Here is a 25,264-nt window from a genome sequence, read left to right on the forward strand (position 1 = left end):
TGGACTAACGCGGTCTCCCAGTAACGAAGGTGTGCATTGCGATGACGGCTACGATCGCGCTCGTCGATGATGACCGCAACATCCTCACCTCGGTGTCGATCGCGCTTCAGGCCGAAGGGTTCCTCACCCGCGTCTATTCGGATGGCGAGACCGCGCTCAAGGCACTGATCGACAATCCGCCCGATCTCGCCATCTTCGATATCAAGATGCCGCGCATGGACGGGCTCGAACTGCTGCGGCGGATGCGCGAGAAGAGCATGATCCCGGTGATCTTCCTCACCTCGAAGGACGACGAGCTCGACGAGGCGCTCGGCCTGGCGATGGGCGCGGACGATTATATCGCCAAGCCGTTCTCGCAGCGGCTGCTGATCGCGCGCATCCGCGCCATCCTGCGCCGCACCGAAGTGTCGCCGGCGGGCGCTGCCGAGAGCGGCGAGCCGGCCGAAACGGTGCTGGTGCGCGGGCGGCTGTCGATGGACACGTCCCGGCATCGGGTTACGTGGAACGGCGGCGACGTAACTCTGACCGTCACCGAATTCCTGATCCTCGAGGCGCTGGCGCAGCGCCCCGGCGTGGTGAAGACGCGCAACCAATTGATGGATGCCGCCTATCACGACGACATCTACGTCGACGACCGCACGATCGACAGCCACATCAAGCGCGTGCGCCGCAAGTTCCGCCAGACCGATGCCGATTTCGATGCGATCGAAACGCTGTATGGAGCCGGCTATCGCTTCTCCGAGGAGTGACGACCGCGAGCTGACGCTGCGCTGGTCCGCGCGGGTCTCGCTGACCCCGCGCATCCTGTTCGTCAACGTATTCGCGCTGGCGATGCTGGCGGGCGGGTTCTTCTATCTCGATTCGTATCGCAGCCGGATCGTCGACAGCCGCGTCGCGCAGGCGAGCCGCGAGGCGCGGCTGATCGCCGAGGCGCTCGGCGCGGTCGCCCCGGACGCGCGACCGGCGGTGGCGCTTAGGCTGGCGCGCGATACCGGCACGCGCATCCGCCTGTACGACCGCGCGGCGCGGCCGGTGCTCGACACGCGCGCGCTGGGGAAGCGCAATTTCGTGCTGCTTGATCCTGACAAGCAGGATTGGGGCATGGCGGCGGCGCGCTTCCTTGATGCGATGATCGACACCGTGGTCGGCGCCCCGCGCGCGCCGCTGTACCGGGAGCGCCGCTCGGGTTCGGACTGGCCCGACGTGCGGCTTGCCCGCGACAGCCTGCGCGCGCCGGCGACGGTGTGGCGCGCGCCCGATCGCACGCCGGTGATCACCGCCGCCGCCGCCGTGCCCAACGGCGGCGTGGTGATGACGACGGTGAACGCGCGCGACATCACCCAGACGGTGCGGCTCGAACGGTTCCGGCTGAGCGTGGTGCTGGCGATCGTGTCGCTGGTGTCGGTGCTGCTGTCGCTGTTCCTCGCGCGCACGATCGTTCGCCCCTTGCGCCGGCTGGCCTGGTCGGCGGTGCGCGTTCGGATGGGGCGTGCGCGTGAGGTGGTGGTGCCGCGCCTGCCCTCGCGCCGCGACGAGATCGGCATGCTCGCGCGCGCGCTGTCCGACATGAGCCTCGCGTTGCGCGCGCGGATCGACGCGATCGAAGCCTTCGCCGCCGACGTGACTCACGAGATGAAGAACCCGCTCGCTTCGTTGCGGTCTGCGGTCGAGGGGCTGGCAAACGTGCGCGACCCCGAGCTACAGCGGCAGTTGCTCGCGATCGTGCGCGATGACGTCCACCGGCTCGATCGGCTCATCACCGACATTTCCGAAGCGTCGCGGCTCGACGCGCAACTCGGCCGCGCCAAGTTCGAGCCAGTCGATCTGGGCGCGCTGATCGCCGGGCTGATCGCGCAACACACCGCGCGCGGGATCGAGCATGATGTGGTGCTGCGCTTCGACCGGCCGACCGGCGGCGCGCTCACCGTGCTGGGCGAAGGCGCGCGGCTGGAGCGGGTGTTCGAGAATTTGATCGACAACGCCATCTCCTTCTCGCCCGAACAGGGCGTGATCGTGATCTCCGCCGTCGAGGACGGCGACGATCTGGTGATCCGCGTCGAGGACGAAGGCCCCGGCGTGCCGGAGGAATCGCGCGAGACGATTTTCAACCGCTTCCATTCGTTCCGGCCCGAGGACGAATCGTTCGGCAAGCATTCGGGGCTTGGCCTCGCGATCGCGCGGACGATCGTCGAGGCGCATCACGGCACGATCCATGTCGAATCGCGCGAGGACCGGCTGCACGGCGCGCGCTTCGTGGTGCGCCTCCCGCTCGGGCCGCGCGCGTGACGGTGCGGCTACATGCGACCTGCGTCGCAATCGGCGAACATGCGGTGCTGCTGATCGGCGCCTCGGGCAGCGGCAAGTCCGATCTCGCGCTGCGGCTGATCGATCGCGGTGCGGTGCTGGTGAGCGACGACCAGACGCTGCTGACGATGGTGGAAGGCACGCTGGTCGCCGCCCCACCCGCGACGATCGCGGGGCTGATCGAGGTGCGCGGCATCGGCATCGTGCCCCTGCCCCATCGCGCCGACGTGGCCGTGGCGCTGGTGGTGCGGCTCGGCGAGCCGATGCTACGGATGCCCGAAGCCGGGCTGACTGAGGTAATCTACGGCATTGCAATTCCGCTCATTCGGGCAGATTCTTACGAGGCTTCAGCGCCGCTCAAGGTGGAACTGGCGTTGCGGCGGGTGACAGGCGAAACGACATGAGCGCGATTGATACTCGGGACCGCAAGGACATCCTTCTCGTCACCGGCATGTCCGGCGCGGGCAAGTCGACCGTGTTGCGCACGCTGGAAGATCTCGGCTGGGAGATCGTCGACAATCTGCCGCTGGCGCTGCTCGACCGGCTGTTGAGCGCGCCGCTGCCCGAGGGCGCGGATGGATCGTCGCAGCCGCTCGCGATCGGCATCGACGCGCGCACGCGCGATTTCGATCCGGCGCGGATCGTCAGCCGGATCGAATCGCTGCGCGAGGGGCATGGCCTCGATATCGGCACGTTGTTTCTCGATTGCGCCGGGGGCGAACTGGCGCGGCGCTATTCCGAGACGCGGCGGCGACATCCGCTCGCGCTCGACCGGCCGGCGGTGGACGGCATCGCACGCGAGCGCGAGTTGCTGGCGCCGCTCAGGAGCTGGGCGAACCGGCTGATCGACACCACCGACATGACCGCCAACGAGCTGACGCAACAAGTCCGCGCGACCTTCTCGGGGGATCGGCTCGGCGAACCGACGTTGCAGGTCATGTCGTTCGGCTTCGCGCGCGGGCTGCCGCGCAGCGCCGATCTCGTCTTTGACATGCGCTTCCTGCGCAATCCGCATTGGGTGCCGGAGCTTCGTCCCGGTACGGGACTCGATGCCGACGTGAGCGCCTATATCGCCGAAGACCCAGCCTATGAATCCGCGGTCGGACAGATCGAATCGCTGCTGCTGCTGTTGCTGCCGCGCTACAGGGCCGAGGGAAAATCCTACGTCACCATCGCCTTCGGCTGTACCGGAGGGAGACACAGGTCGGTTCACGTCACCGAGCGGGTGGCGGCGCGGTTGCGCGGCGCGGGTTTTTCGCCCACGGTCGTGCATCGCGATCTTGCTGCATCGCCGCAAGACTCGCTGGAGGGCACCCGGGGGGTAGCCGACGGGGACGGGACGCAGGTTTGATGAGCAGGATTGCGCGATGATCGGGCTCGTATTGGTGACTCACGGTCGACTTGCCGATGAATTCGTGACCGCGATGGAGCATGTCGTCGGCAAGCAGGAGCGGATCGCGACCGTCGCGATCGGCCCCGAAGACGACATGGAAGCGCGCCGCAACGACATCGCCGATGCGATCAAGGCGGTCGATGCCGGGCGCGGCGTGATCGTGCTGACCGATCTGTTCGGCGGCACCCCCTCCAACCTCGCGATCTCGCTGATGGAGCGCGGGCGGATCGAGGTGATCGCCGGCATCAACCTGCCGATGCTGATCCGGCTCGAATCGGCGCGTAAGGCGATGAAAGTTGTGGACGCGGTTGCCGCCGCGCGCGAAGCTGGCCGCAAATACATCTCGGTAGCCTCCGAGGTGCTGGGAGAAGCCGCGGCGTGAGCCAGATTGAACGGACCGTCCTCATCACCAACAAGCGCGGCCTGCATGCCCGCGCGAGCGCCAAGTTCGTGACGCTCGCCTCGACGCTCCCCTGCGAGGTCGCGGTCGAGAAGGACGGCGCCGGATCGGTGACCGGCACCTCGATCATGGGGCTGATGATGCTGGGCGCGGCGATGGGCGATTCGATCGTCATCCGCGCCGAGGGCGACGGCGCCGAACATGCGGTCAGCACGCTGGCGGAACTGGTCGAGGCGCGCTTCGGCGAGGATTGAACGGCCCTACCCCTCCATCGCCTCCACGTTCGCGAGCACGCGTTCCAGTAACCCGAGCAGCGTCTCGAGCTCGGCGTCGGATAGCCCGCGCATCGCCTCGGCATTGCCCTGAAGCAGGATCTCGCGGCCGGCGGGCAGCTTCGCGCGGGCGCTTTCGGTCAGCGAGATCAGGCTGCTGCGGCGGTCGGCGGGGTCCGGCTCGCGCTGGACGAGGCCGTCGCGTTCCATCCGCGCGAGCAGTTGCGCCATCGTCGGCTGCTCGACCTTGGCCCAGCGCGCCAGCTCGGTTTGCGACTTCTTCTCGCCCTGACGCAGCGCCGACAGCACCGGGAGTTGCGCGGTCGCGAACCCTAGCGGCCCGAGCCGCTTGTCGCCGATCCGCGCCAGAGCGCGCGCGATCCGGGTGAAATAATGGCCCGGCGTGACCATCGGCATCCATGCGGCATCGGGCATTGCATAGGTTCCTATGTTTATGTATAGCCTCCTATGTACATCGAGGAGGCCTGCATGACAACCGACCCACGTATCGCGATCATCGGCGGCGGTCCCGGCGGGCTGATGCTGGCACGCTTGCTCCACCTGCAAGGCCTCACGCCGGTCGTGTTCGAGCGTGACGCGCATGCCGATGAGCGCCCGCAGGGCGGCTCGCTCGATTTGCACGCGGAAACGGGACAGCACGCGATGCGCGCGGCGGGGCTGGAGGACGCCTTTCGCGCCGAAGCGCGCCCGGAGGATCAGGGCGACCGGCTTTACGACGCCGACGGCACGTTGCTGTTCGACCGCGACGGCCACGGCGACGACCGCCCCGAGATCGACCGCAGCGCGCTGCGCCGCATCCTGCTCGAATCGCTGCCAGAGGGGATGGTCCGCTGGAACAGCCGCGTCGAGGCGATCACCCCCTGCGAGACCGGCTACAATATCGTCACCGCCGCAGGGACGCAGACGTTCGACATTGTGATCGGCGCAGACGGCGGCTGGTCTCGGGTGCGCGCGCTGCTCAACACTGTGCAGCCGCGCTATGAAGGCGCGGTGTTCGTCGAACTCGGGTTCGACCGGCGGCGGCGGCATCCGCAGGTCGATGCCTTGGTCGGGGCCGGCAAGATGTTCGCGGTCGGCGACGATCGGATGCTGATCGGCCAACGCAACGGCAACGACCATATCCGCGGCTATGCCGGCTGGCGGATCGACGAGGCCGGGGCACGCGCGCTCGGGGCGATGCCGCCCGACGCGGCACGCGCGGCGGCGCTGGCGGTGTATGAAGGCTGGTCGCCCGCGCTGCGCGATCTGATCGTCAGCGGCGATCTGCTCGGGGTGCGGCCACTGTACGCGCTGCCGATCGGGCACCGTTGGCCGAGCGTTCCGGGGGTGACGTTGCTCGGCGACGCCGCGCATCTGATGTCGCCGTTCGCCGGCGAAGGCGTCAACCTCGCGCTCGCCGATGCGGTCGATCTCGCCGAGGCGCTGACCTCGGGCGCGGGCTGGCCGGCGGTCGAGCGCTACGAGACGGCGATGGTCGCGCGCGCGGTGCCGGCTGCGGAGGATGCTGCGCAAGGGCTAGAGACCGTGCTGTCGAGCAGGGGCGCGGCGCCGGTGCTCGACCATTATCGCGCGCGGCTCGGCGGCTGAGCGGCGGGCGATCTGGATATCAAATTTGTCACGGGACATTGCCGACGGCGACCTTATCGTCGGCTGGACGTTTTCGTCTGGCGGTGTTCGCGGCACGGTTTGCCGTGGCCACCGATCCTTTGGAGGCCCTTGATGTCCACGACCCGACCGCTGCCCCGCACCCTCAAACGGGCGCTGACCGGCGCCCTGCTCGCCACCACCCTGCTCGCCGCCGGCTGCGCGACGCAGACGCCGTATCGCCCCGCCACCGGATCGGGCTTCGCGCGCACCGGCTATAGCGACCGCCAGATCGAGGCGAACCGCTTCATGGTGAGCTTCGCCGGCAACGGTTACACCCCGCGCGAGACGGTGGAGCGCTATCTGCTGTTCCGCGCCGCCGAACTGACCGTGCAGCAGGGCTATGATTATTTCGTGCTGGCCGACCGCCAGACCGACAAGAGCACGCGCACCTATGCGACGCCCGAGCCGTTCGTCGGCGGGCCGTATGGCGGCTGGGGTCCGGCGTGGAGCTATTACGGGCGCGGCTTCGGCTGGCGTTCGTGGAGCCCGTTCGGCGGCGGGCCGTATTGGGATCGCGGCATCGACGTGCAAACGATCGACAAGTTCGAGGCGCATGCCGAGATCGTGCTCGGGCACGGTCCGAAGCCGGAGCGCAACGTGCGAGCGTTCGACGCGCACGATGTCATCAAGAACCTCGGCCCGACGATCGTGATGCCGGAGCCGGGCAAAAAGTAAGTACCGTCGCCCCGGCGCAGGCCGGGGCCGGCATGTGGTGTGCGGGCGTTTCGCCAGTTCACGCAGCCGCCCCGGCCTTCACCGAGGCGACACGGTCGTCACGCCCGCGTCGCGAAACGCCCGGGCGCGTAGCGCGCGGGGTCGATCGCGGCGGCGATCGGGTCGGGCGTGGCCCCCAGCAACACGGCGGCGGCGAGCGCGGCGGCGGCGGGGGCGGTCTGGATGCCGAACCCGCCCTGCCCCGCGCACCAGAAGAAGCCGGGCACGCGCGCGTCGAAGCCATAGACCGGCAGCCGATCGGGCGCGAAACTGCGCAGCCCGGCCCAGCGCCGCTCCAGCCTCTCGACGCGCCAGTCGACGACATGCTCGAAGCGGTCGATCGCCAGCGCGACGTCGATCTCTTCGGGCTGCACGTCGCCGGGCAGTGCCGGCGTCTCGTCATGCGGGCTGAGCCACAGCCGCCCGCCCGCCTCGGGCTTGAAATAGAAGCGCCCGGCAATGTCTGAAACATGCGGCAGGCCGGCGGGGGCCGGCGGGTCGGTCAGCAACTGGACGACGGTGCGGCGATAGGCGGCAATGCCGATCGGCGCGGCACCGGCGATCCGCGCAATCTCGTCCGCCCAGGCGCCGCCGGCGTTGACCAGAATGTCCGCGCGATACGTCTCCGCGCCCGCTGCGATCGTCCACCCGTCGCCATCGCGCGTCGCGGTGCGCAACGGCGAATCGACCGCCAGCACCGCGCCAGCCCGCCGTGCGATGGCGAGACAGGCGGCGTGCAACCCCGCCACGTCGATATAGGCGCAGCTCGGCTCGATCACGCCGAGCGTCCAGTCGGGACGCAGCCCGGCGATATGGTCGCGCGGATCGACCGATTCGAGCGCGATGCCGCTGCCGTCGAACTCCGCCAAAAACGCATCGATCGCCGCCGCATCCTCCGCCCGGCCAATGTGCAGCGAACCAAGCGGCTGAAGAAACCCGCCCGCTTGCAGCGCCGGACCCGACGCGGTGGTAAGCGGCGCCACGCCGGGGCCGCCATAGGTCTCCGACCAGAAAGCGGCGGAGCGGCCCGTCGCATGATAGCCTGGCGCGCTCTCCGCCTCGATCAGCAGCACGCGCGCACGGTCGCCGATCGCGGCGGCGAGGCTCGCGCCGGCCATGCCCGCACCGACGATGGCGATGTCGAGACGCGTCATGCGCCGGCCCCCAGCCGCGCCGCGAGGAACGCGTCGATCTCGCCGAGTGCGCGGTCGCGCACCGCATCGACCTCGCGCAAAATCTCATGCGCGCAGTCGCGACCGAAGCGCACCACGCGCACATCGGGCAACCGCGCCGCGACGCGCAGCGCCGCGCGCGCCGAGACGAGCTTGTCGTAATCCGCGACCAGCATCAGCACCGGCACACGCACCTCTGCGAGCCGCGAATCGGTGCGCAGCAGGCGAGTCGAAGCGAAGGCTTCGATCAGCCAGCGCCAGCTCGGCGGGCCGAGCCGCAGGTCAGGCTGCGCCGTCTGCCAAAAAATTTCATCCTGATAGCGCGCATCGTCGTGGGTCAGGAGTGCCTGCCGGGTCTCGGTCGTCGCCGGGATTTCATTGCCGCGCCACGCCCGCCGCGCGCCGTCGCCGTACCCGCCGATCCGCCGCGCCGCCCATTCGCCGACCTCCGCGCCGACCGGACTCTTCAGCCCCAGCATCGGCGCGACCAGCACCGCCGCGTCGGGCGCGATGCACCCTTCGGAGAGCGCGCGCAGCACGAGATGCCCGCCCATCGAATGCCCGATCGCGACCGTCAGCCCGCTCGCCTCGGCGCGCCACGCCCGCCAGAATTCCGCGAAGTCCTCGATATACAGCGAGAAATCCTCGACATGGCCGACATGCGGATCGCTCGACAGCCGTCCCGATCCGCCCTGCCCGCGCCAATCGAACGCGGTGATCGACCAGCCCTGATCGTGCCAGTGCGCCAGCGTCTCCAGATATTTCTCGAACACGTCGCCGCGCCCGGCCTGAAACAAGATGCTGCCGCGCGGGGTCGCGTCCGCCGGCCAGTCGAACCGGCGGAGCATCCACCCGTCGCGCGCGCGCCAGCGGCCAACCCGCGCGCCGGCGGGAATGGCGCGGCGATAAGGGTGCGGCGACAGCATCTGGTCTGGTTACTTTTTTGAAAGCCATTCCGTCTAGGCGCTTTTCGGATGGGTGGGACGGTATTCGTGACATTGCTGGCGGGCGCGCTGGCGCTGCTTCTGGTGTGGGCCGGGATCGAGGATGCGCGCCGCCGCGAGATCGCCGACTGGAAGAACATCGCCATCGCGCTGCTCGCGCCGTTGTGGTGGTGGGCGAGCGGCATGGGGGTTTGGCCCGACATGGCGCTCCAGATCGGCGTCGCGGCGATCGTGTTCGGCGTGTTCTGCTTCGTGTTCGCGCGGGGCTGGATGGGCGGCGGCGACGTCAAGATGATCGGCGCGCTTGCGCTGTGGTTTCCGCTGCCGCTGCTGGTGTGGATGCTGCTGGTGATGTCGATCGCCGGCGGCGTGCTCACCATCGTCATGTTGTTCGATCGCGCGCGTGACCGGAGCAAGCCGATCGAGGTGCCCTACGGCGTCGCGATCGCCTTCGCGGCGCTGCTCGCGATGCGTGAACTGCATTTTAACCACCCAAGCATATTTGCTTGAGCCGGAATTAGCCGGGCGTCGAAAGGCCTGAGATGGACAGTCGCAAGATGATATTGCTGGTGAGTGCGTTGGTGGTTGCCGCCATCACCGCGTTCCTGGCGCGCAGCCTGATCGTGGGCACGCCCGCGCCGCAGGCGGCGGCGATCGCGGCTGCGGCGCCGGTCAACGGCCCCGAAGTGCTGGTGGCGACGCGTGCGCTGCCGATCGGCACGATCCTCGACGCGACGGCGGTGAAATACCAGCCCTGGCCCAAGGAACTCGTCGAGAACGCCTATTTCGTCCACCAGGGCAATTTCGACATCAAGACGCTGCAAGGCACGGTCGTGCGCAATCCGATCACCGCCGGGCAGCCGATCACGCAGGGCGCGCTGGTCAAGCCGGGCGATCGCGGCTTCCTCGCCGCCGCGCTCGGCGCGGGCATGCGCGCGGTGACGGTGCCCGTCTCGCAGCAGAGCAGCGTCGCGGGCTTCGTGTTTCCCGGCGACCGGATCGATCTGGTGCTTACGCAGAACGTGGTCGGCGGCGGCGACGGCCCGCCGCTCAAGGTCGCCGAGACGGTGATGCGCAACCTGCGCGTCCTCGCCACCGACCAGCGCACCGACAATACGGTCGACGAGAACGGCAAGACCCAGGTCCGCACCTTCTCGATGGTGACGCTCGAGGCGACGCCCAAGCTCGCCGAACAGATCGCCGTCGTGCAGACGCTGGGGCAGTTGTCACTGTCGCTGCGCAGCCTCGCCGATAACCAGTCCGAGCTTGAACAGGCGATCGCCAGCGGCGCGGTGAACGTGCCCGACGGCAATAATCCGAAGGCCGAGAAGGCGATGATGGTCAAGGTCGCCGCGCAGCCGAGCGCCGGCAGCATCTCGTATGAAACCGGTGCCGACGTGTCGCGCTTCCAGCGCCGCACCGTGCCGGGCAAGCCGGTCGAAACGAACACGCCGGGCGGGGCAACGCCGGTCATCAAGGGGCCGGTCGTGCGTGTCGCGCGGGGCAATGCCGTGACCGATGTCGCGGTTGGGGGGAAGAAGTAGGATGCGCGCTGTTTCGAAGTCGATCGGCTGGCCGCTGGCCGTCGCGCTTGTCGCGGGGGGGGCAAGCGCCGCTCCGCTCAAGCGCCCGCAGCCACGGCGCGCCGCGCCCGCCGCGGTGCCCGCCAGCACGCTCTTGCAGGTGAGCACCGGGCGCGGGCGGCTCATCAACCTGCCCCGGCCGATCACCGACGTGTTCGTCGCCAGCGATGCGATCGCCGATGTGCAGGTCCGCTCGCCGACGCAGCTCTACGTGTTCGGCAAGGGTCAGGGCGAGACGACGGTCTCGGCGACGGCGGCCGGAGGCGCGGTGGTCTATTCGGCCACTGTCCGCGTCGGCAACAATTTCGACACCGTCCAGCAGATGCTCAACATGGCGATGCCGGAGTCCCACATCACCGCGACGACGATGAACGGCCTCGTGCTGCTCACCGGCACGATCGCCAGCCCCGGCGACGGTGCAGAGGCGGAACGGCTGGTCCAATCGTTTGTGGGTGACTCCACCAAGGTGCTGTCGCGGTTGAAGAGCGCGACGCCGCTTCAGGTGAACCTGCAAGTGCGCTTCGCCGAAGTGAGCCGCAGCTTCGTCAAGAACATCGGCGTCAATCTCAACACCGTGGACCGGACCGGCGGCTTCAAGTTTGGCGTCGGCCAAGGTCGCGGCGCGGCTACCAAATTTTCTCCCGGCGGGCCGATGGGCGTTGGCTTCACCCAGGCACCCTCCAACGGCAGCTTGATCTCGCAGGTGACGAACGGCACCACGATCGGAGCAGCCGGTAAACTGTTCGGCCTTGACCTGATCTCCTCGCTCGACCTCGGCGAGCAGGACGGCCAGGTGACGACGCTCGCCAACCCGAACCTCACGGCCTTGTCAGGCGAGACCGGCACCTTCCTCGCCGGCGGCGAGATCCCGATCCCGGTCAGCCAGGGGCTTGGCGCGGTTTCGGTCGAGTACAAACAATATGGCGTGATGCTCGCCTACACGCCGACGGTGCTCGCCGACGGGCGCATCTCGCTCCGCGTCCGCCCCGAAGTGTCGCAATTGACCTCCGAAGGTTCGGTGACCCTCAACGGCACGACCATCCCCGCACTGAGCACGCGCCGCGCCGAAACCACGGTCGAACTCGGCTCCGGGCAGAGCTTCATGATCGCCGGTCTGCTCCAGAACGATCACAACAATGCGATCAGCAAGGCCCCCGGCGTCGGCGACATGCCGGTGCTGGGCGCGCTGTTCCGGTCGAACGCGTTCAAGCGCAACGAGACCGAGCTGGTGATCGTCATCACGCCGTATCTGGTCAAGCCGGTCGACGCGAACCAGATCGTGTTGCCGACCGACGGCTACAAGGCGCCGACCGATCTCGACCAGATCCTGTTCGGTCATCTCGGCGGCGGCACCACCGGCGCGCAGCGGCCCAAGCCGCGGCTGGCGGCGCCCGTCACCGTGCAGCCGGTGCTCGGCGCAGCAACGCCCGTGCCATCGCCGCCGGCTGCGCCACCGCCGCGCGACAGAGCGGTCGCCGCGACCGATCCGAAATCGACGAAGCCCGGCGCCGCGATGCCCGGGTTCGACAACTGACGCTGTGCGAGGGGCAAGGTCCATGCATAAACATCTGATCCTGATTGCGGCACTCGCCATCGGCGGCTGCACCGGCACACAGAACCGCAGCCTCGAATCGGTGCATCAGCCGGTCGTGGCGCGTACTGATTATGTGTTCGACGTCACCACCAGCGGCAATGCGCTCGCCCCCGGTGAGGCGCAGCGGCTTGCCGGGTGGATGGCATCGATGCGGCTCGGCTATGGCGATCAGGTCGCGGTCGATGATCCCGGCCGATATGCGGCCCGCGCGCACGAGCAGATCGCCGCACAGGTCGCACGCTACGGGCTGCTGGTCGCCGACGATGCCCCCGCCACCGATGCGCCGGTGACGCCGGGCATGGTCCGCGTCGTCATCAGCCGGATGAAGGCGACCGTGCCAGGCTGCCCCGATTTCAGCCGCGTGAGCCAACCCGATTTCGAGAACCATACCGGATCGAACCAGGGCTGCGCGATCAACAGCAATCTCGCGGCGATGGTCGCCAACCCGATGGACCTCGTGCGCGGGCAGAGCGCCGGCGGGCTGACCGACACCGCCTCCGCGACGAAGGCGATCGACAGTTTCCGCAAGACCGTGCCGACCGGCGCGGGCGGGCTGAAGGAGGTGAAGAAATGAACGCTCCCTTCAATCCCGGCAAAATCGGGCTACGCGACCCGTTCGTCGCCTATGTCTGCGACGAGGCCACCGCCGAGACGATCCGGGGCGTCGCCTCGGAAATCGGCTGGGCGCAGGAGAAGGTCAACAAGGGCGGCTTGCGCAACGCGGTCCAGTCGCTGTCGGTGTCGGCCAGCCCGCAGATCCTGCTCATCGATCTGTCGGAGAGCGGCGATCCGCTCAACGACATCAATGCGCTCGCCGAAGTGTGTGAACCCGGCACCGTCGTCATCGCGGCCGGCCAGGTCAACGACGTGCGGTTGTACCGCGATCTCGTCGCCAGCGGCATTCAGGATTATCTGCTCAAACCCCTCAACCCCGCGTCGCTGCGCGACGCGCTGACCCACGCGCAGGCGATCTTCAACGCCCCCAAAGTACCCGAGGACAATGGCACCCGCCCGCACTGCGCGACTGCCTTCATCGGCGCGCGCGGCGGGGTCGGCGCGTCGACACTGGCGACGTCGATCGCGTGGCTCATCAGCGAGCGCGGGCCGCGTAACACCGCGATCCTCGATCTCGACGTGCATTTCGGCACCGGCGCGCTCGCGCTCGATCTCGAACCCGGCCGCGGGCTGACCGACGCGATCGAAAACCCCAGCCGCATCGACGGGCTGTTCATCGAACGCGCGATGGTCAAGGCGAGCGAGACGCTGTCGGTGCTGTCGGCCGAAGCGCCGATCAACGCGCCGATCATGACCGATGGCGCCGCCTTCTACCAGTTGCAGGATGAGATGCGGCACGCGTTCGAATGCACCGTCATCGATCTGCCGCGCGCGATGCTGGTGCAGCACCCGCACCTCGTCGCCGAGATACAGGTCGCGGTGATCGTCACCGAACTGACGCTGGCGGCGGCGCGCGACACGATCCGTCTCCTGTCCTGGCTCAAATCGAACGCGCCGTTGACGCAGGTGATCGTCGTCGCCAACCGCGTTCTGGCGGCGGCGCAGCTTGAGATCAGCCGCAAGGATTTCGAAGGCTCGATCGAGCGCAAGATCGACTATTTCGTGCCGCTCGACCAGAAGCTGGCCGCGCAAGCCGCCAAGCTCGGCAAGACGCTGGCCGAGGTCGGCAAAACCTCGAAAACCACCGCGCCGCTGATCGATATCGCAACTCAGATCCTCGCGATCGGTGAGACCGAAAGCGGCGAGCCGCGCGCCAGGAAGAAGGGCGGCGGGGCATCGCTGCTCGGGAAGATCGGCGATCTCAAGGCGATGATGCCGAAACGTGCCGCGAAGACGAAATAAGCTCGACCTGAGCGACAGGAGCGATTGAAGCCGCGATGGACATGATGCCGATCCTTGCCGTTGGCGTCGGTGCGCTCGGCGTGCTGGTGCTGATGGCGTTCGCGTTTACCGGCCCCTCGCCCGAGCGCGCACGCACGCGCCGGCTCGCGTCGGTGCGCGGGCGCCACAGCGAGACCGCCGACGTGCTCTCCTCCGTGCAGGCGCGCCGCATCTCCGCGAGCCGCGGCAACAAGATGGATGCGGCGGCGATGCGCTATCTGCCGCGCCCCGACGCGCTCAAGAAACGGCTGGCGATGACCGGCAAGACCTGGACGATGGGCCAGTATGGCATGGCCACGGTCGGTTGCGCGGTGGCCGTCGCGCTGGTGCTGATCCTCCTTCATATGCCGATCGCCTTGTCGGTGCTGCTCGGCATCGCCGTCGGCGCGGGGATTCCGCACATGACGGTCAGCTTCCACATCAAGCGACGCATCGCCAAATTCACCTCCAAATTCCCGGACGCCATCGAATTGCTGGTGCGCGGCCTGCGCTCGGGCCTGCCGATCACCGAGACGATCGGCGTCGTGGGGCAAGAGGTCGACGGGCCGATCGGAATCGAGTTCCGTGCGATCACCGACCGGATGCGGATCGGCCGCACGCTCGACGCGGCGTTGCAGGAGACCGCCGACCGGCTCGGCACACCCGAATTCCAGTTCTTCGTCATCAGCATCGCGATCCAGCGCGAGACCGGCGGCAACCTCGCCGAAACACTCGCCAACCTCGCCACGGTGCTGCGCACGCGCTTCCAGATGAAGCTCAAGATCAAGGCGATGTCGTCAGAATCCAAGGCGTCGGCGTACATCGTCGGCGCGCTGCCGTTCATCGTGTTCTCGATGATCTGGGTGATCAACCCCAGCTACATGCAGAACTTTTTCGTCGATCCGCGGCTGATCATCGCCGGCGTCGGCGGGCTGGTGTGGATGGGGATCGGCGTGTTCATCATGGCCAAGATGGTCAGTTTCGAAATCTAACCAGAGGTACGAACGGCAGATCATGGCACCAGTAGCCGGACCAAAGCTCCTCGGGATCGACGTCTTCGCGGTCGCGACCCTGCTCGCGGGCGTGGCGGCGTGTGCCGTCCTGCTCGCCGTCTATGCGGCCATGACCGTGCGCGACCCGATGACCAAGCGCGTCAGGGCGCTCAACGATCGCCGCGAACAGTTGAAGGCTGGCATCACCGCCTCGACCAAGCGCCGCGCCAAGCTCGTCACCAAGAACGAGACGACCGACCGAATCAAGGCGTTCCTCTCCGCGTTCAAGATGCTTCAGGACAGCCAGGTCAGGGCGGCGCAGACCAAGCTGCTTCAGGCCGGCATCCGGTCCAAGGAATATGCCGTCGCCGTCATCTTCGGGCGGCTGGCGTTGCCGATCGTGTTCGGCGGGCTGAGCCTGTACTTCGTCTATGGCACGGACATGTTCGCGACATGGTCGCCGCTCAAGGCGTATGGCATCGTCGCGGGCACGTTCATCCTGTCGTACAAGGCGCCTGACCTGTACCTCGACAATAAGGTGACCAAGCGTTCGGACGCGATCCGCAAGGGCTTGCCCGACGCGCTCGACCTGCTGGTGATCTGCGCCGAGGCCGGACTGACCGTGGACGCCGCGTTCGGCCGCGTCGCGCGCGAACTCGGCAAGGCCTATCCCGAACTGGGCGACGAATTCACGCTCACCGCGATCGAACTGAGCTTTCTGTCGGAGCGGCGGCAGGCGTTCGAAAACCTCGCCTCGCGGGTGAAGCTGGACGCGCTCAAGGGCGTGGTGACGACGATGATCCAGACCGAAAAATACGGCACGCCGCTTGCCTCCGCGCTGCGCGTGCTGTCGGCGGAATTTCGCAACGAACGCATGATGCGCGCGGAAGAGAAAGCCGCACGCCTCCCCGCGATCATGACCATTCCATTGATTTTGTTCATTTTGCCGACCCTGTTCATCGTCATTCTCGGACCGGCGGCCTGTTCCATTTCGGACTCGTTCATCCACGGCAACCACTAATCTGTCCCGAATCGGCGCACATCGCAGGCTTGCCGCCTGCGGGTGCGCGCGTCAGGAAAGCGGCTCGTCGATGGAGGCGTATGCCGCGATGCTGTTCGATTCCCCGCTGCAACTGCTGGTGCTGTGCGCGATGGCGGTTGCCGGCTGGCTGCTGGGGTTCGCGACCAATCCGACGATGGTCCATCACGACAGAACCATGCGCCGGCTCAACCGCGAGTTCGCGGCGTTCCGCACGCAATCGCAGACCCGGCTCAACACGTTGACTCGCCATGCCGCCGCGCTGGAGGCGACTCACCAGACGATGGCCGACCGGCTGGGCGAAGCCGAAGCGCGGATCGCTGCGTTCAAGGCCCAAGCCGCGCTGACACCCCACCCGGAAGCGCGGGGCGTCCCCGCTCCCATAGCCACGCCGGACGCGCTGACTCGCATCGACGGTATAGACGACGCGCTCCAGCAGCGGCTGGCCGATCTCGGCATCACCCGCTTCGAGGATATCGGGAATCTGTCCGATCAGGACGAGATGGCGCTGGAACTGCGCCTCGCGCTGCCGGCAGGCTACATCACCGGCCGGCAGTGGCGGCAACAGGCGTCGGCGTTGCGCGCGGCGCGCGACGCCTGATCCCGCTCAGTAGCGGATTCGCGTCACGGTGACGTGCTTCTTCGCGAGCAGCGCCTGGACGCTGCCCGCGCCGGCAAGGTGCCCCGCCCCGACCGCGATGAACACCGTGCCGGGCTGGTCCATCCGCTTGGCGATCCAATCGGCCCAGCGTGCGTTGCGATCAAAGAGCAGCACCTGACGCAGCACCGGCTGCTTGGTGAGATCCTCGTTCATCATCCGGCCGAGCCCGTCGGCGTCGCCCTTGCCCCACAGATCGACCATCTTGTTGATCTCGGCCGGGAACGTATCGATATCCTCGATGCCAGAGAGCAGGAACGAGACCTGCGCATCCTGCGGCAGATCATGGAAATAGCCGAGCTGCTGGCCGAGCGTCTCCAGCCCGGTGACCGGCTTGCCCGCCGCCTTGGCCGCCGCGTCGAGCTGCTTCTCGACACCGTCGTCGCGACCGAAGCCGCTCTTCTGCAATTCGAGCTGGCCGACCGTGGCGCCGGCGAACCACGGCTCGAACCGGTCGAAGGCGGTCGCCTGCACGCCGAGCTTGGCGAGACCGGCCTGATACGCCGCGCGTTTGGCGGCGGGGATCTTCTCGGTCAGCGTCGGTCCGGTCGGGTCGAGCGCCAGCGGCAGGATCACCTTCTGCGCTTCCTCGGGCGATGGCATCGGGATTTCGAGGACGAGGCTGTCGCTCGCATCGAACGCCTTCTTCACCGCCTCGTCGAACCAGCCGAGACCGGGCTTGAGCGCGTGGATCGTGCCGAACAGATAGATCGTGGTGTCCTTGTCCTTGACCACCCATAGCGCCGGATCGACATCCTTGACCGCGCCCGGCGCGGGCTGCGCGCAGGCGGGCGTTGCCACGATCAGGCTCGCCGCCAACAAGGTCTTCAAGAAGCGCATCGTTCACATCCCACAAAGCCGAGCGGCGCGGAGTACAGAATCCGCAGCCTCTCGCCAGCCCAAAGTCTCGCTTATTGCACCCGCGTCACCCGCACGCCGCGTTTGCGCAGCAGCGCCAGCACCGAATCGGGGCCGATGAAATGCCCTGCCCCGGCTGCGAACAAGGCCGTGCCCGGCACCTTGAGCCGCCGCACCAGCGCGTCCACCCAGGCGCGATTGCGCTGCGTGAGCAGCGCGCCACCCAGCGCATCGCCACCGCCCGTCGTCGCCAGATCGCGGGTCAGCGCCGACCCCGCACCGAGATCGCCCTGTGCCCAGGCGTGAGTCGGCGCGCGGCGTTCAGCGCGAGTCGGGGTCGGCGTGTCGAGCGCCTTGTCGAGCGACCGGCGCTGCTCGGCCTCGGGCACCGCGCTCACCTGCCGCATCACCTTGGCGGCGTCCTCGATCGCGATGACGGGTTTGTGGCGGCTGCGGAATTGCGCCTCGATCCAGTCGTCGGCGCCGGGGCCGGGCAGCTCGCCCGCCTGCGTGTCGCGCACGAAGCCGACCGCGATCGCGGCGATCCACGTCGGCATTTCATCCATGATGCCAACCGCTTCGGGCGGAAGCGTGTCGGTGAACCGCCGCAGCGCGGCGCTGTGATCGGGCGAGACGCGCGCGGCGATCGGCGGCAGCGGCGTACCGCCGGCATGCGCGGCGGCGAAGTCGGGCACGGCATCCGCATCGATCGCCTCGACGATCAGCGTGCCGGCGCGGGCGACGATCGCGTCGATCGCCGCGTCGCGCCACGCGAAACCGGGCGGCAGCACATGCACCGTGCCGAACAGATAGATCGTCGTGTCGCGGTCGCCGATCCGCCAGATCGCCGGATGCGGGCGGTAATTCTGCGAAAGCTGCGACAGGAGCAGCGCATCCGCACCGCGCGCAGCTTCCTCGGGCGAGACGGCGTCATCGTCGAGCGCCGCACCGGGCGGCGCGGTCTGGTCGTCGAGCGGAAGCGCCGCGTAGACGATCGTCGGCCCGGCGGCGACCGGCTGCCCGCGCAGCGTGACCGTCTGACTGGCCGGAAAGCTCGCATAAGCGATGCGTTGCGCCGCCGCCGGCGCGGCCGCCCAGCACAGCGACAGCGCGGCCGTCAGGGCACACATTGCCCCAGACCCGCCCGCGCGCGGCAAAGCGAGGCCATTCCGCGCCATGATGCCGCCGATGAAGCGCAAACCCGCCCCGCCGTCAATCGCGCGCGGCGCGGACGGTTGACCCTCTTTCGGCCATACGCCAAAGCCCCGTGCGATTAGACACTCGTGAGGATACAGTTCTTGGCCGCAAGCCACCCCTCCGCTCCCGCCCCCGCTGAGCCGCTGAGCTTCCAGCGCATGATCCTGACGCTCCACGATTACTGGAGCGCGCACGGCTGCCTGATCCTGCAGCCCTATGACATGGAGATGGGCGCCGGCACCTTCCACCCGGCGACGACGCTGCGCGCGCTCGGACCGAACCCGTGGAACGCCGCGTTCGTCCAGCCGTGCCGCCGCCCGACCGACGGCCGCTATGGCGAGAACCCCAACCGGCTCCAGCATTATTACCAATATCAGGTGATCCTCAAGCCGAGCCCGCCCGACTTGCAGGAACTCTACCTCGGCAGCCTCGCCGCGATCGGCATCGACTTCACCCGCCACGACATCCGCTTCGTCGAGGACGATTGGGAAAGCCCGACGCTCGGCGCGTGGGGGCTCGGCTGGGAAGTGTGGTGCGATGGCATGGAAGTCACGCAGTTCACCTATTTCCAGCAGATGGGCGGCTATGACTGCAAGCCCGTCGCGGGCGAGCTGACCTATGGGCTGGAGCGGCTGGCGCTGTATCTCCAGAACAAGGACAGCGTGTACGATCTCGCCTTCAACGATGCCGAGGGCAACCAGCCGCAGATGACCTATGGCGACGTGTTCCTCGAGAATGAGCGCCAGATGAGCACCTGGAACTTCGAGGTCGCCGATACCGAGCGACTGTTCGACCTGTTCCGCAAGGCCACCGCCGAATGCGAAAGCTGCCTCGAGGCGAAGCTGCCGATCCCGGCTTATGAACAGGCGATCAAGGCGAGCCACGTCTTCAACCTGCTGCAAGCGCGCGGGGTGATCTCGGTGGCGGAGCGGCAAGCGTATATGGGCCGCGTGCGCGATCTCGCGAAGGGCGCGTGCGCGTCGTGGATGGAGAAGAACGGGTGGGCTGCGTGATGCGCCTCAAAACCGTCGCCCCGGTGCAGGCCGGGGCCGCTGTGTATGGGGCACCCGGTTCGTTCAGTAACGCAGCGGCCCCGGCCCCAAAAAATTCTGGCGCCGGGGCGACGGTTTGGGACCGCCCCGTTTACATAAACCGCTGTTCCCCCGCGAAGGCGGGGGTTCAGACCCCAATCAACATCTCGCGCGCCAGCGCGATCGGCGCTCCGCGCCGAGGCTGGACCCCCGCCTTCGCGGGGGAACGGAGAGCATCATGACCGACTTCCTCCTCGAACTCCGCTCGGAGGAAATCCCCGCGCGCATGCAGGACAAGGCGCGCGACGATCTCGCGCGGCTGTTCGCGGCCGAGCTGGCCAAGTCCGGCCTCCACGCGCACGCGATCGTCACCTTCGCGACGCCGCGCCGGCTCGCGCTGATCGCGCGCGATCTGCCGGAGGCGACCGCTGCGGTTTCGGAGGAAACCAAGGGGCCGAAGACCAGCGCGCCGCCACAGGCGCTCGAAGGCTTCCTGCGCAAGACCGGGCTGACGCGCGAGCAGCTCGTCGAGCGTGATGGCGTGTTCTTCGCGGTGATCGACAAGCCCGGCCGCGCCACTGCCGACGTGCTGGCCGAAGCGATCCCCGCCGTGATCCGCGCCTTCCCCTGGCCCAAGTCGATGCGCTGGGGCGAGGCGTCACTCACCACCGAGAGCTTGCGCTGGGTGCGTCCGCTGCAAGGCATCGTCGCCTTGTTCGGCGAGGATGTCGTGCCGTGCGAGATCGCCGGCGTGGTCTCGGGCGCGGCGACGGTCGGGCATCGTTTCCACCATCCGGGCGTCATCACGATCGGCTCGGCGAGCGATTATGTCGAGAAGCTCCACGCCTGCCACGTCGTCGTCGATCAGGACGAACGCCGCAGCATCATCGCGCTCGGCGCGACGATGGCCGCGCGCAAGGCTGGCCTGGAACTGGTCCGCGACGAGGGCTTGCTGACGGAGAACGCCGGCCTCACCGAATGGCCAGTGCCGCTGCTCGGCCGCTTCGACGAAGCGTTTCTGGCCGTGCCGCCCGAGGTGATCCAGCTCACCGCGCGCGTGAACCAGAAGTATTTCGTGTGCCGCGATAGCGACGGCAAACTCGCCAACGCCTTCGTCTGCACCGCCAATATCGACGCGGTCGACGGCGGCGCGAAGATCGTCGAGGGCAACCAGAAGGTGCTGGCGGCGCGGCTAAGCGATGCCAAGTTCTTCTACGAAACCGATCTGAAGGTGCCGCTTGAGGAACAGGCGGCCAAGCTCGACCGGATCGTGTTCCACGAGAAGCTCGGCACGGTCGCGGACAAGGTGGAGCGCGTCGCCAAGCTGGCGCGCTGGCTGGTGGAAGAAGGGATCGTCAAATCTCCCTCTCCCCTCGTGGGAGAGGGAAGGGGCCCGCTCGCGTCAGCGAGTGGGAAGGGTGAGGGGGACGTTCCGAGCCTCACGCCCCCTCACCCTTCCGCGACTGCGTCGCTCCCTCCCTCTCCCACAAGGGGAGAGGGAAATCTGGCCGATCTCGCCGAACGCGCGGCGCGGCTGGCGAAGGCCGATCTCGTCACCGGCATGGTCGGCGAGTTCCCCGAATTGCAGGGCCTGATGGGCGGCTATTACGCCGAGCGCCAAGGCGAAGACCCGCGCGTCGCCTCCGCGATCCGCGATCATTACAAGCCGGTCGGCCAGGGCGACGACGTGCCGACCGATCCGGTGACAGTGGCGGTGTCGCTGGCGGATAAGCTGGATAGTATTATCGGCTTCTTCGGGGCGGACGAAAAGCCGACCGGCAGTAAAGACCCATATGCTCTTCGTCGTAGCGCTCTGGCGGTTTTGAGCATCCAGTCCTCGAATAAACTTCGCTTCCAGTTAAGCGAGGTTATCGAATTTCTTCGCCGTATTTATCACTTTCAAGAATTTCATCGAGCGCTGGAAGCTGATCCAATCGCTTCAGTTGCAAATGTCACGAAGCCCATCCGCAAATTTAAGATAGACCGCTCCATCGATGGCGAGCGGCTTGTCGTTGATGGCAATACGTTTGGCCCATTTACCGCCGGCACACTCAAAAATTTATCAGATCGCATACACTTTTGGGGCGCGCCATTGTCGTCATTGGACGGCGATGTGCTTTCCTTCTTCGCCGACCGCCTCAAAGTCCAGCAACGCGAAGCCGGCGTTCGTCACGACCTGATCGACGCGGTGTTCGCGCTCGGTGGCGAGGATGATCTCGTCCGTCTGCTCGCGCGCGTCCATGCGTTGCAGGCGTTCGTCGGCACCGAGGATGGGGCGAATCTGCTCGCCGGGTACAAGCGGGCGGCGAATATTCTGAAGAAGGAGGGGTTCGCGCAACCTGCTCCCCTCCCTGGAAGGGAGGGGCTGGGGGTGGGTCGCCCCGAGGCGACCGATGCGCGTTCCCCAAGCGAACCCACCCCCGCCCCCTCCCTTCCAGGGAGGGGAGAAGCGGCGACATATGACGCGGCACCCGCAGAAGCCGCCCTCCTCGCCGCGCTCGACGCGGCCGAGCCGGCCGCCGCCGACGCGGTCGCGCACGAGGATTTCGAAGCGGCGATGGCCGCGCTCGCCACGCTGCGCGCACCGATCGACGCGTTTTTCGAGACCGTCATCGTCAACGATGCCGATCCGGCCAAGCGCCTTGCCCGCCTCGTGCTGCTCGCGCGGGTCCGCACGGCGGTCCACACTGTCGCCGACTTCTCGAAGATCGAAGGCTGATCTTCGCGGCAGCTTGGAATAACTCTGACAATTAGCTGATATCGCTAACAAGATGGACCGATCAATTTAACCCACCCGACTTGAATTCTTTCGTGCTGCGATGCACAACGCGCGAAACGAAAATCTGGAGAACGACATGGCGACGATTCTGGCTGACACGGGCATTTCAACCGATCAGCGCTATGTCTATCGCTTCGGCGGCGGTGTTTCGGATGGCGGCAAGGGCGACCGCAACCTGCTCGGCGGCAAGGGCGCGAACCTCGCCGAAATGGCGTCGATCGGCCTTCCCGTCCCCCCCGGCTTCACGATCAGCACCGAAATGTGCGCGCGCTATTATGACGAGGGCGGCCGCTTCCCGGATTCGCTGCGCGACGAGGTCGCCGCCGGCATCGCCCATATCGAGGGCGTTACCGCCAAGATGTTCGGCGACAAGGCCGATCCCCTGCTCGTCTCGGTGCGCTCGGGCGCGCGCGCGTCGATGCCGGGCATGATGGACACCGTGCTCAACCTCGGCCTCAACGACGAGACGGTCGAGGGACTCGCCGCCACCTCGGGCGACGCGCGCTTCGCGTGGGACAGCTATCGCCGCTTCATCCAGATGTATTCGGACGTGGTGCTCGAACTCGATCACGGCGCGTTCGAGGAAGCGCTGGAAATCGCCAAGGAAGACAATGGCTATTTCCTCGACACCGACCTGACCGCCGACGATCTGCGCAAGCTGGTCGCCGAATATAAGGCTTTGGTCGAACAGCAATGGGGCAAGCCCTTCCCGCAGGACGTGCATGACCAGCTCTGGGGTGCGGTCGGCGCGGTGTTCGGCTCCTGGCAGTCCGAGCGCGCCAAGGTCTATCGCCGCCTCAACGACATTCCCGCCGCCTGGGGCACCGCCGTCAACATCCAGGCGATGGTGTTCGGCAACATGGGCGACACCTCGGCGACCGGCGTCGCCTTCACGCGTGACCCCGCCAAGGGCGACCGCGCCTATTACGGCGAGTTCCTCATCAACGCGCAAGGCGAAGACGTCGTCGCCGGCATCCGCACCCCGCAATATCTGACCAAGGCCGCCAAGGACGCGGCCGGTGCCAAGCCCGCTTCGATGGAAGAGGCGATGCCGGAGACCTTCACCGAACTGGCCAAGGTGTTCGACCTGCTCGAAACGCATTACCGCGACATGCAGGACATCGAATTCACCGTGCAGCAGGGCAAGCTCTGGATGCTCCAGACTCGCTCGGGCAAGCGCACCGCCAAGGCCGCGCTCAAGATCGCGGTCGAGATGGCCGAAGAGGGCCTCATCACCCGCGAGGAGGCGATCGCGCGAGTCGAGCCGCAGGCGCTCGACCAGTTGCTCCACCCGACGCTCGACCCCAAGGCGGTACGCGACGTGCTGACCAAGGGCCTGCCTGCTTCGCCCGGCGCGGCATCAGGTGCGGCGGTGTTCGACAGCGACACCGCCGAGAAGCGCGCGGCCGCCGGGGATTCGGTGATCCTGATCCGCGTCGAGACCAGCCCTGAAGACATTCACGGCATGCACGCAGCCAAGGGCATCCTCACCGCGCGCGGCGGCATGACCAGCCACGCGGCGGTGGTCGCGCGCGGCATGGGCCGTCCGTGCGTGTCGGGCGCGGGGTCGATCTCGATCGACATCAAGGCGCGCGTGATGCGGGTCGGCGGTCGCGAGATCGCCGAGGGCGATATCGTCACGATCGACGGCACCACCGGCGAGGTGATGGCCGGCGCGGTACCGACCGTGCAGCCCGAACTGTCGGGCGATTTCGGCACGTTGATGGGCTGGGCCGACGAGGTCCGCCGCCTCAAGGTGCGCGCCAACGCCGAAACCCCGCTCGACGCGAAGACCGCACGCGAATTCGGCGCCGAGGGCATTGGCCTGTGCCGGACCGAGCATATGTTCTTCGATGCCGAGCGGATCACCAACGTCCGCCAGATGATCCTTGCCGAAGACGAAGCCGGCCGCCGCGCCGCGCTCGCCAAACTGCTGCCCGAACAGCGCAGCGATTTCGTGCAATTGTTCGAGGTGATGGCCGGGCTGCCGGTGACGATCCGCCTGCTCGATCCGCCGCTCCACGAATTCCTGCCACACGAGGAAGCCGAGTTCGCCGAGGTGGCGAGCGCCGCCGGCATCGAAATCGAGGTGCTCAAGCGCCGCGCCGCCGAACTGCACGAGTTCAACCCGATGCTCGGCCATCGCGGCTGCCGGCTCGGCGTGACCTACCCCGAAATCTACGAGATGCAGGCGCGCGCGATCTTCGAGGCGGCGATCGAAGTGGCGGAGAAATCCGGCGCAGCGCCGATCCCCGAGGTGATGATCCCGCTGGTCGGCACGCGCCGCGAACTGGAGCTGATGAAGGTGGTCGTCGATACCGCCGCGCAGGCCGTCTTCGCCGACAAGGGCCGCACGATCGAATATCTCGTCGGCACGATGATCGAACTGCCGCGCGCCGCGCTGATGGCGGGCGAGATCGCCGAAGTCGGCGAGTTCTTCTCGTTCGGCACAAACGATCTGACCCAGACCACGCTCGGCGTGTCGCGCGACGATGCCGCGCGCTTCCTTGGCGTCTATGTCGAGAAGGGCATCTACGCCAAAGACCCGTTCGTCAGCCTCGATGTCGAGGGCGTCGGCCAGTTGATCGAACTCGCCGCCGAACGCGGCCGCAAGACCCGTCCCGGCATCAAGCTCGGCATCTGCGGCGAACATGGCGGCGACCCGGCCTCGATCGCGTTTTGCGAGAAGACCGGGCTCGATTACGTCAGCGCCTCACCATATCGCGTGCCGATCGCACGGCTGGCGGCGGCACAGGCCGCGCTCGCCGCCAGGGGGTGATCCATCCGGGTG

General features: G+C 67.5%; 24 protein-coding genes. 19 read left to right on the forward strand and 5 right to left on the reverse strand.

What is annotated here, in order from left to right; translation table 11 throughout:
• Window positions 1-41: 41 nt before the first annotated feature.
• From EWE75_RS00140 to EWE75_RS00165, 6 genes are read left to right on the forward strand one after another with little or no spacing between them, the layout of a single operon-like run.
• Window positions 42-749 (forward strand): response regulator transcription factor, encoded by a 708-nt coding sequence (locus EWE75_RS00140; protein ID WP_130154679.1) that lies wholly within the window; start codon window positions 42-44, stop codon window positions 747-749.
• Entirely contained in the window at window positions 718-2,286 is a 1,569-nt protein-coding gene (locus EWE75_RS00145; RefSeq protein WP_130154680.1) for a sensor histidine kinase, read from the forward strand. Before EWE75_RS00140 ends, EWE75_RS00145 begins: the two co-directional genes overlap by 32 nt.
• Window positions 2,283-2,708 carry an HPr kinase/phosphorylase gene (locus tag EWE75_RS00150; RefSeq protein ID WP_130154681.1) on the forward strand — a complete coding sequence of 142 codons (426 nt, stop codon included), beginning with the start codon at window positions 2,283-2,285 and terminating at the stop codon, window positions 2,706-2,708. Before EWE75_RS00145 ends, EWE75_RS00150 begins: the two co-directional genes overlap by 4 nt.
• The gene (gene rapZ, locus EWE75_RS00155; RefSeq protein WP_130154682.1) at window positions 2,705-3,655 is read left to right on the forward strand and encodes an RNase adapter RapZ; all 951 of its coding nucleotides are present in this window, start codon (window positions 2,705-2,707) and stop codon (window positions 3,653-3,655) included. Before EWE75_RS00150 ends, rapZ begins: the two co-directional genes overlap by 4 nt.
• Window positions 3,656-3,671: 16 nt before the next feature.
• A complete protein-coding gene (locus EWE75_RS00160) occupies window positions 3,672-4,079 on the forward strand; it encodes a PTS sugar transporter subunit IIA (protein ID WP_130154683.1) in 408 nt (135 codons plus the stop codon).
• The gene (locus EWE75_RS00165; protein WP_069205504.1) at window positions 4,076-4,351 is read left to right on the forward strand and encodes an HPr family phosphocarrier protein; all 276 of its coding nucleotides are present in this window, start codon (window positions 4,076-4,078) and stop codon (window positions 4,349-4,351) included. Before EWE75_RS00160 ends, EWE75_RS00165 begins: the two co-directional genes overlap by 4 nt.
• Window positions 4,352-4,357: 6 nt before the next feature.
• On the opposite strand, the gene EWE75_RS00170 is transcribed toward EWE75_RS00165, so the two are convergent.
• A complete protein-coding gene (locus tag EWE75_RS00170; RefSeq protein WP_130154684.1) occupies window positions 4,358-4,804 on the reverse strand; it encodes a MarR family winged helix-turn-helix transcriptional regulator in 447 nt (148 codons plus the stop codon).
• Window positions 4,805-4,858: 54 nt separating this feature from the next.
• On the opposite strand from EWE75_RS00170, the gene EWE75_RS00175 reads away from it, so the two are divergent.
• Both EWE75_RS00175 and EWE75_RS00180 read left to right on the forward strand, forming a co-directional pair.
• Window positions 4,859-5,977: an FAD-dependent oxidoreductase gene (locus tag EWE75_RS00175; protein ID WP_130154685.1), complete on the forward strand. Its 1,119-nt coding sequence runs from the start codon at window positions 4,859-4,861 to the stop codon at window positions 5,975-5,977.
• Between the two features lie 132 nt (window positions 5,978-6,109).
• Complete coding sequence (locus EWE75_RS00180; RefSeq protein ID WP_130154686.1) at window positions 6,110-6,712, forward strand: CC0125/CC1285 family lipoprotein; 603 nt, start codon at window positions 6,110-6,112, stop codon at window positions 6,710-6,712.
• Between the two features lie 98 nt (window positions 6,713-6,810).
• On the opposite strand, the gene EWE75_RS00185 is transcribed toward EWE75_RS00180, so the two are convergent.
• On the reverse strand, window positions 6,811-7,905 hold the full coding sequence (locus tag EWE75_RS00185) for an NAD(P)/FAD-dependent oxidoreductase (RefSeq protein WP_130154687.1): 1,095 nt from the start codon (window positions 7,903-7,905) through the stop codon (window positions 6,811-6,813).
• Window positions 7,902-8,849 carry an alpha/beta fold hydrolase gene (locus tag EWE75_RS00190; RefSeq protein WP_130154688.1) on the reverse strand — a complete coding sequence of 316 codons (948 nt, stop codon included), beginning with the start codon at window positions 8,847-8,849 and terminating at the stop codon, window positions 7,902-7,904. The genes EWE75_RS00185 and EWE75_RS00190 overlap by 4 nt, the downstream gene beginning before the upstream one ends.
• A gap of 48 nt (window positions 8,850-8,897) precedes the next feature.
• Between EWE75_RS00190 and EWE75_RS00195 the strand changes: the two genes are divergently transcribed.
• The 8 genes from EWE75_RS00195 (at window position 8,898) to EWE75_RS00230 (ending at window position 16,551) form a co-directional block, all read left to right on the forward strand.
• Window positions 8,898-9,377: an A24 family peptidase gene (locus EWE75_RS00195; protein WP_130154689.1), complete on the forward strand. Its 480-nt coding sequence runs from the start codon at window positions 8,898-8,900 to the stop codon at window positions 9,375-9,377.
• Window positions 9,378-9,409: 32 nt separating this feature from the next.
• Entirely contained in the window at window positions 9,410-10,411 is a 1,002-nt protein-coding gene (gene cpaB / locus EWE75_RS00200) for a Flp pilus assembly protein CpaB (RefSeq protein ID WP_130154690.1), read from the forward strand.
• Window position 10,412: 1 nt separating this feature from the next.
• Window positions 10,413-11,984 carry a type II and III secretion system protein family protein gene (locus EWE75_RS00205; RefSeq protein ID WP_130154691.1) on the forward strand — a complete coding sequence of 524 codons (1,572 nt, stop codon included), beginning with the start codon at window positions 10,413-10,415 and terminating at the stop codon, window positions 11,982-11,984.
• Window positions 11,985-12,006: 22 nt separating this feature from the next.
• Window positions 12,007-12,618 (forward strand): CpaD family pilus assembly protein, encoded by a 612-nt coding sequence (locus EWE75_RS00210; protein WP_130154692.1) that lies wholly within the window; start codon window positions 12,007-12,009, stop codon window positions 12,616-12,618.
• Entirely contained in the window at window positions 12,615-13,901 is a 1,287-nt protein-coding gene (locus EWE75_RS00215; protein WP_130154693.1) for a P-loop NTPase family protein, read from the forward strand. Before EWE75_RS00210 ends, EWE75_RS00215 begins: the two co-directional genes overlap by 4 nt.
• A 35-nt stretch (window positions 13,902-13,936) precedes the next feature.
• Complete coding sequence (locus tag EWE75_RS00220; protein WP_130154694.1) at window positions 13,937-14,911, forward strand: type II secretion system F family protein; 975 nt, start codon at window positions 13,937-13,939, stop codon at window positions 14,909-14,911.
• Window positions 14,912-14,933: 22 nt separating this feature from the next.
• Window positions 14,934-15,932: a type II secretion system F family protein gene (locus EWE75_RS00225; protein ID WP_130154695.1), complete on the forward strand. Its 999-nt coding sequence runs from the start codon at window positions 14,934-14,936 to the stop codon at window positions 15,930-15,932.
• 70 nt (window positions 15,933-16,002) lie between these two features.
• Complete coding sequence (locus EWE75_RS00230; RefSeq protein WP_130154696.1) at window positions 16,003-16,551, forward strand: hypothetical protein; 549 nt, start codon at window positions 16,003-16,005, stop codon at window positions 16,549-16,551.
• Between the two features lie 6 nt (window positions 16,552-16,557).
• Here EWE75_RS00230 and EWE75_RS00235 read toward each other — a convergent pair whose 3' ends face one another.
• Both EWE75_RS00235 and EWE75_RS00240 read right to left on the reverse strand, forming a co-directional pair.
• A complete protein-coding gene (locus EWE75_RS00235; RefSeq protein WP_130154697.1) occupies window positions 16,558-17,448 on the reverse strand; it encodes a TraB/GumN family protein in 891 nt (296 codons plus the stop codon).
• A 71-nt stretch (window positions 17,449-17,519) separates the two neighbouring features.
• Window positions 17,520-18,665, reverse strand: coding sequence for a TraB/GumN family protein (locus tag EWE75_RS00240; protein WP_130154698.1), 1,146 nt, complete (start codon window positions 18,663-18,665; stop codon window positions 17,520-17,522).
• A gap of 156 nt (window positions 18,666-18,821) precedes the next feature.
• Between EWE75_RS00240 and EWE75_RS00245 the strand changes: the two genes are divergently transcribed.
• The 3 genes from EWE75_RS00245 to ppdK all read left to right on the forward strand — a co-directional run bounded on the left by EWE75_RS00245 (window position 18,822) and on the right by ppdK (window position 25,252).
• Entirely contained in the window at window positions 18,822-19,676 is an 855-nt protein-coding gene (locus EWE75_RS00245) for a glycine--tRNA ligase subunit alpha (protein ID WP_069205492.1), read from the forward strand.
• A 256-nt stretch (window positions 19,677-19,932) separates the two neighbouring features.
• The gene (gene glyS / locus EWE75_RS00250; RefSeq protein WP_130154699.1) at window positions 19,933-22,413 is read left to right on the forward strand and encodes a glycine--tRNA ligase subunit beta; all 2,481 of its coding nucleotides are present in this window, start codon (window positions 19,933-19,935) and stop codon (window positions 22,411-22,413) included.
• Between the two features lie 136 nt (window positions 22,414-22,549).
• Window positions 22,550-25,252, forward strand: coding sequence for a pyruvate, phosphate dikinase (gene ppdK / locus EWE75_RS00255; RefSeq protein ID WP_130154700.1), 2,703 nt, complete (start codon window positions 22,550-22,552; stop codon window positions 25,250-25,252).
• The last annotated feature ends 12 nt before the right edge of the window (window positions 25,253-25,264 follow it).

The sequence above is a fragment of the Sphingomonas populi genome, from assembly GCF_004208535.1.
Taxonomy (GTDB): Bacteria; Pseudomonadota; Alphaproteobacteria; order Sphingomonadales; family Sphingomonadaceae; genus Sphingomonas; species Sphingomonas populi.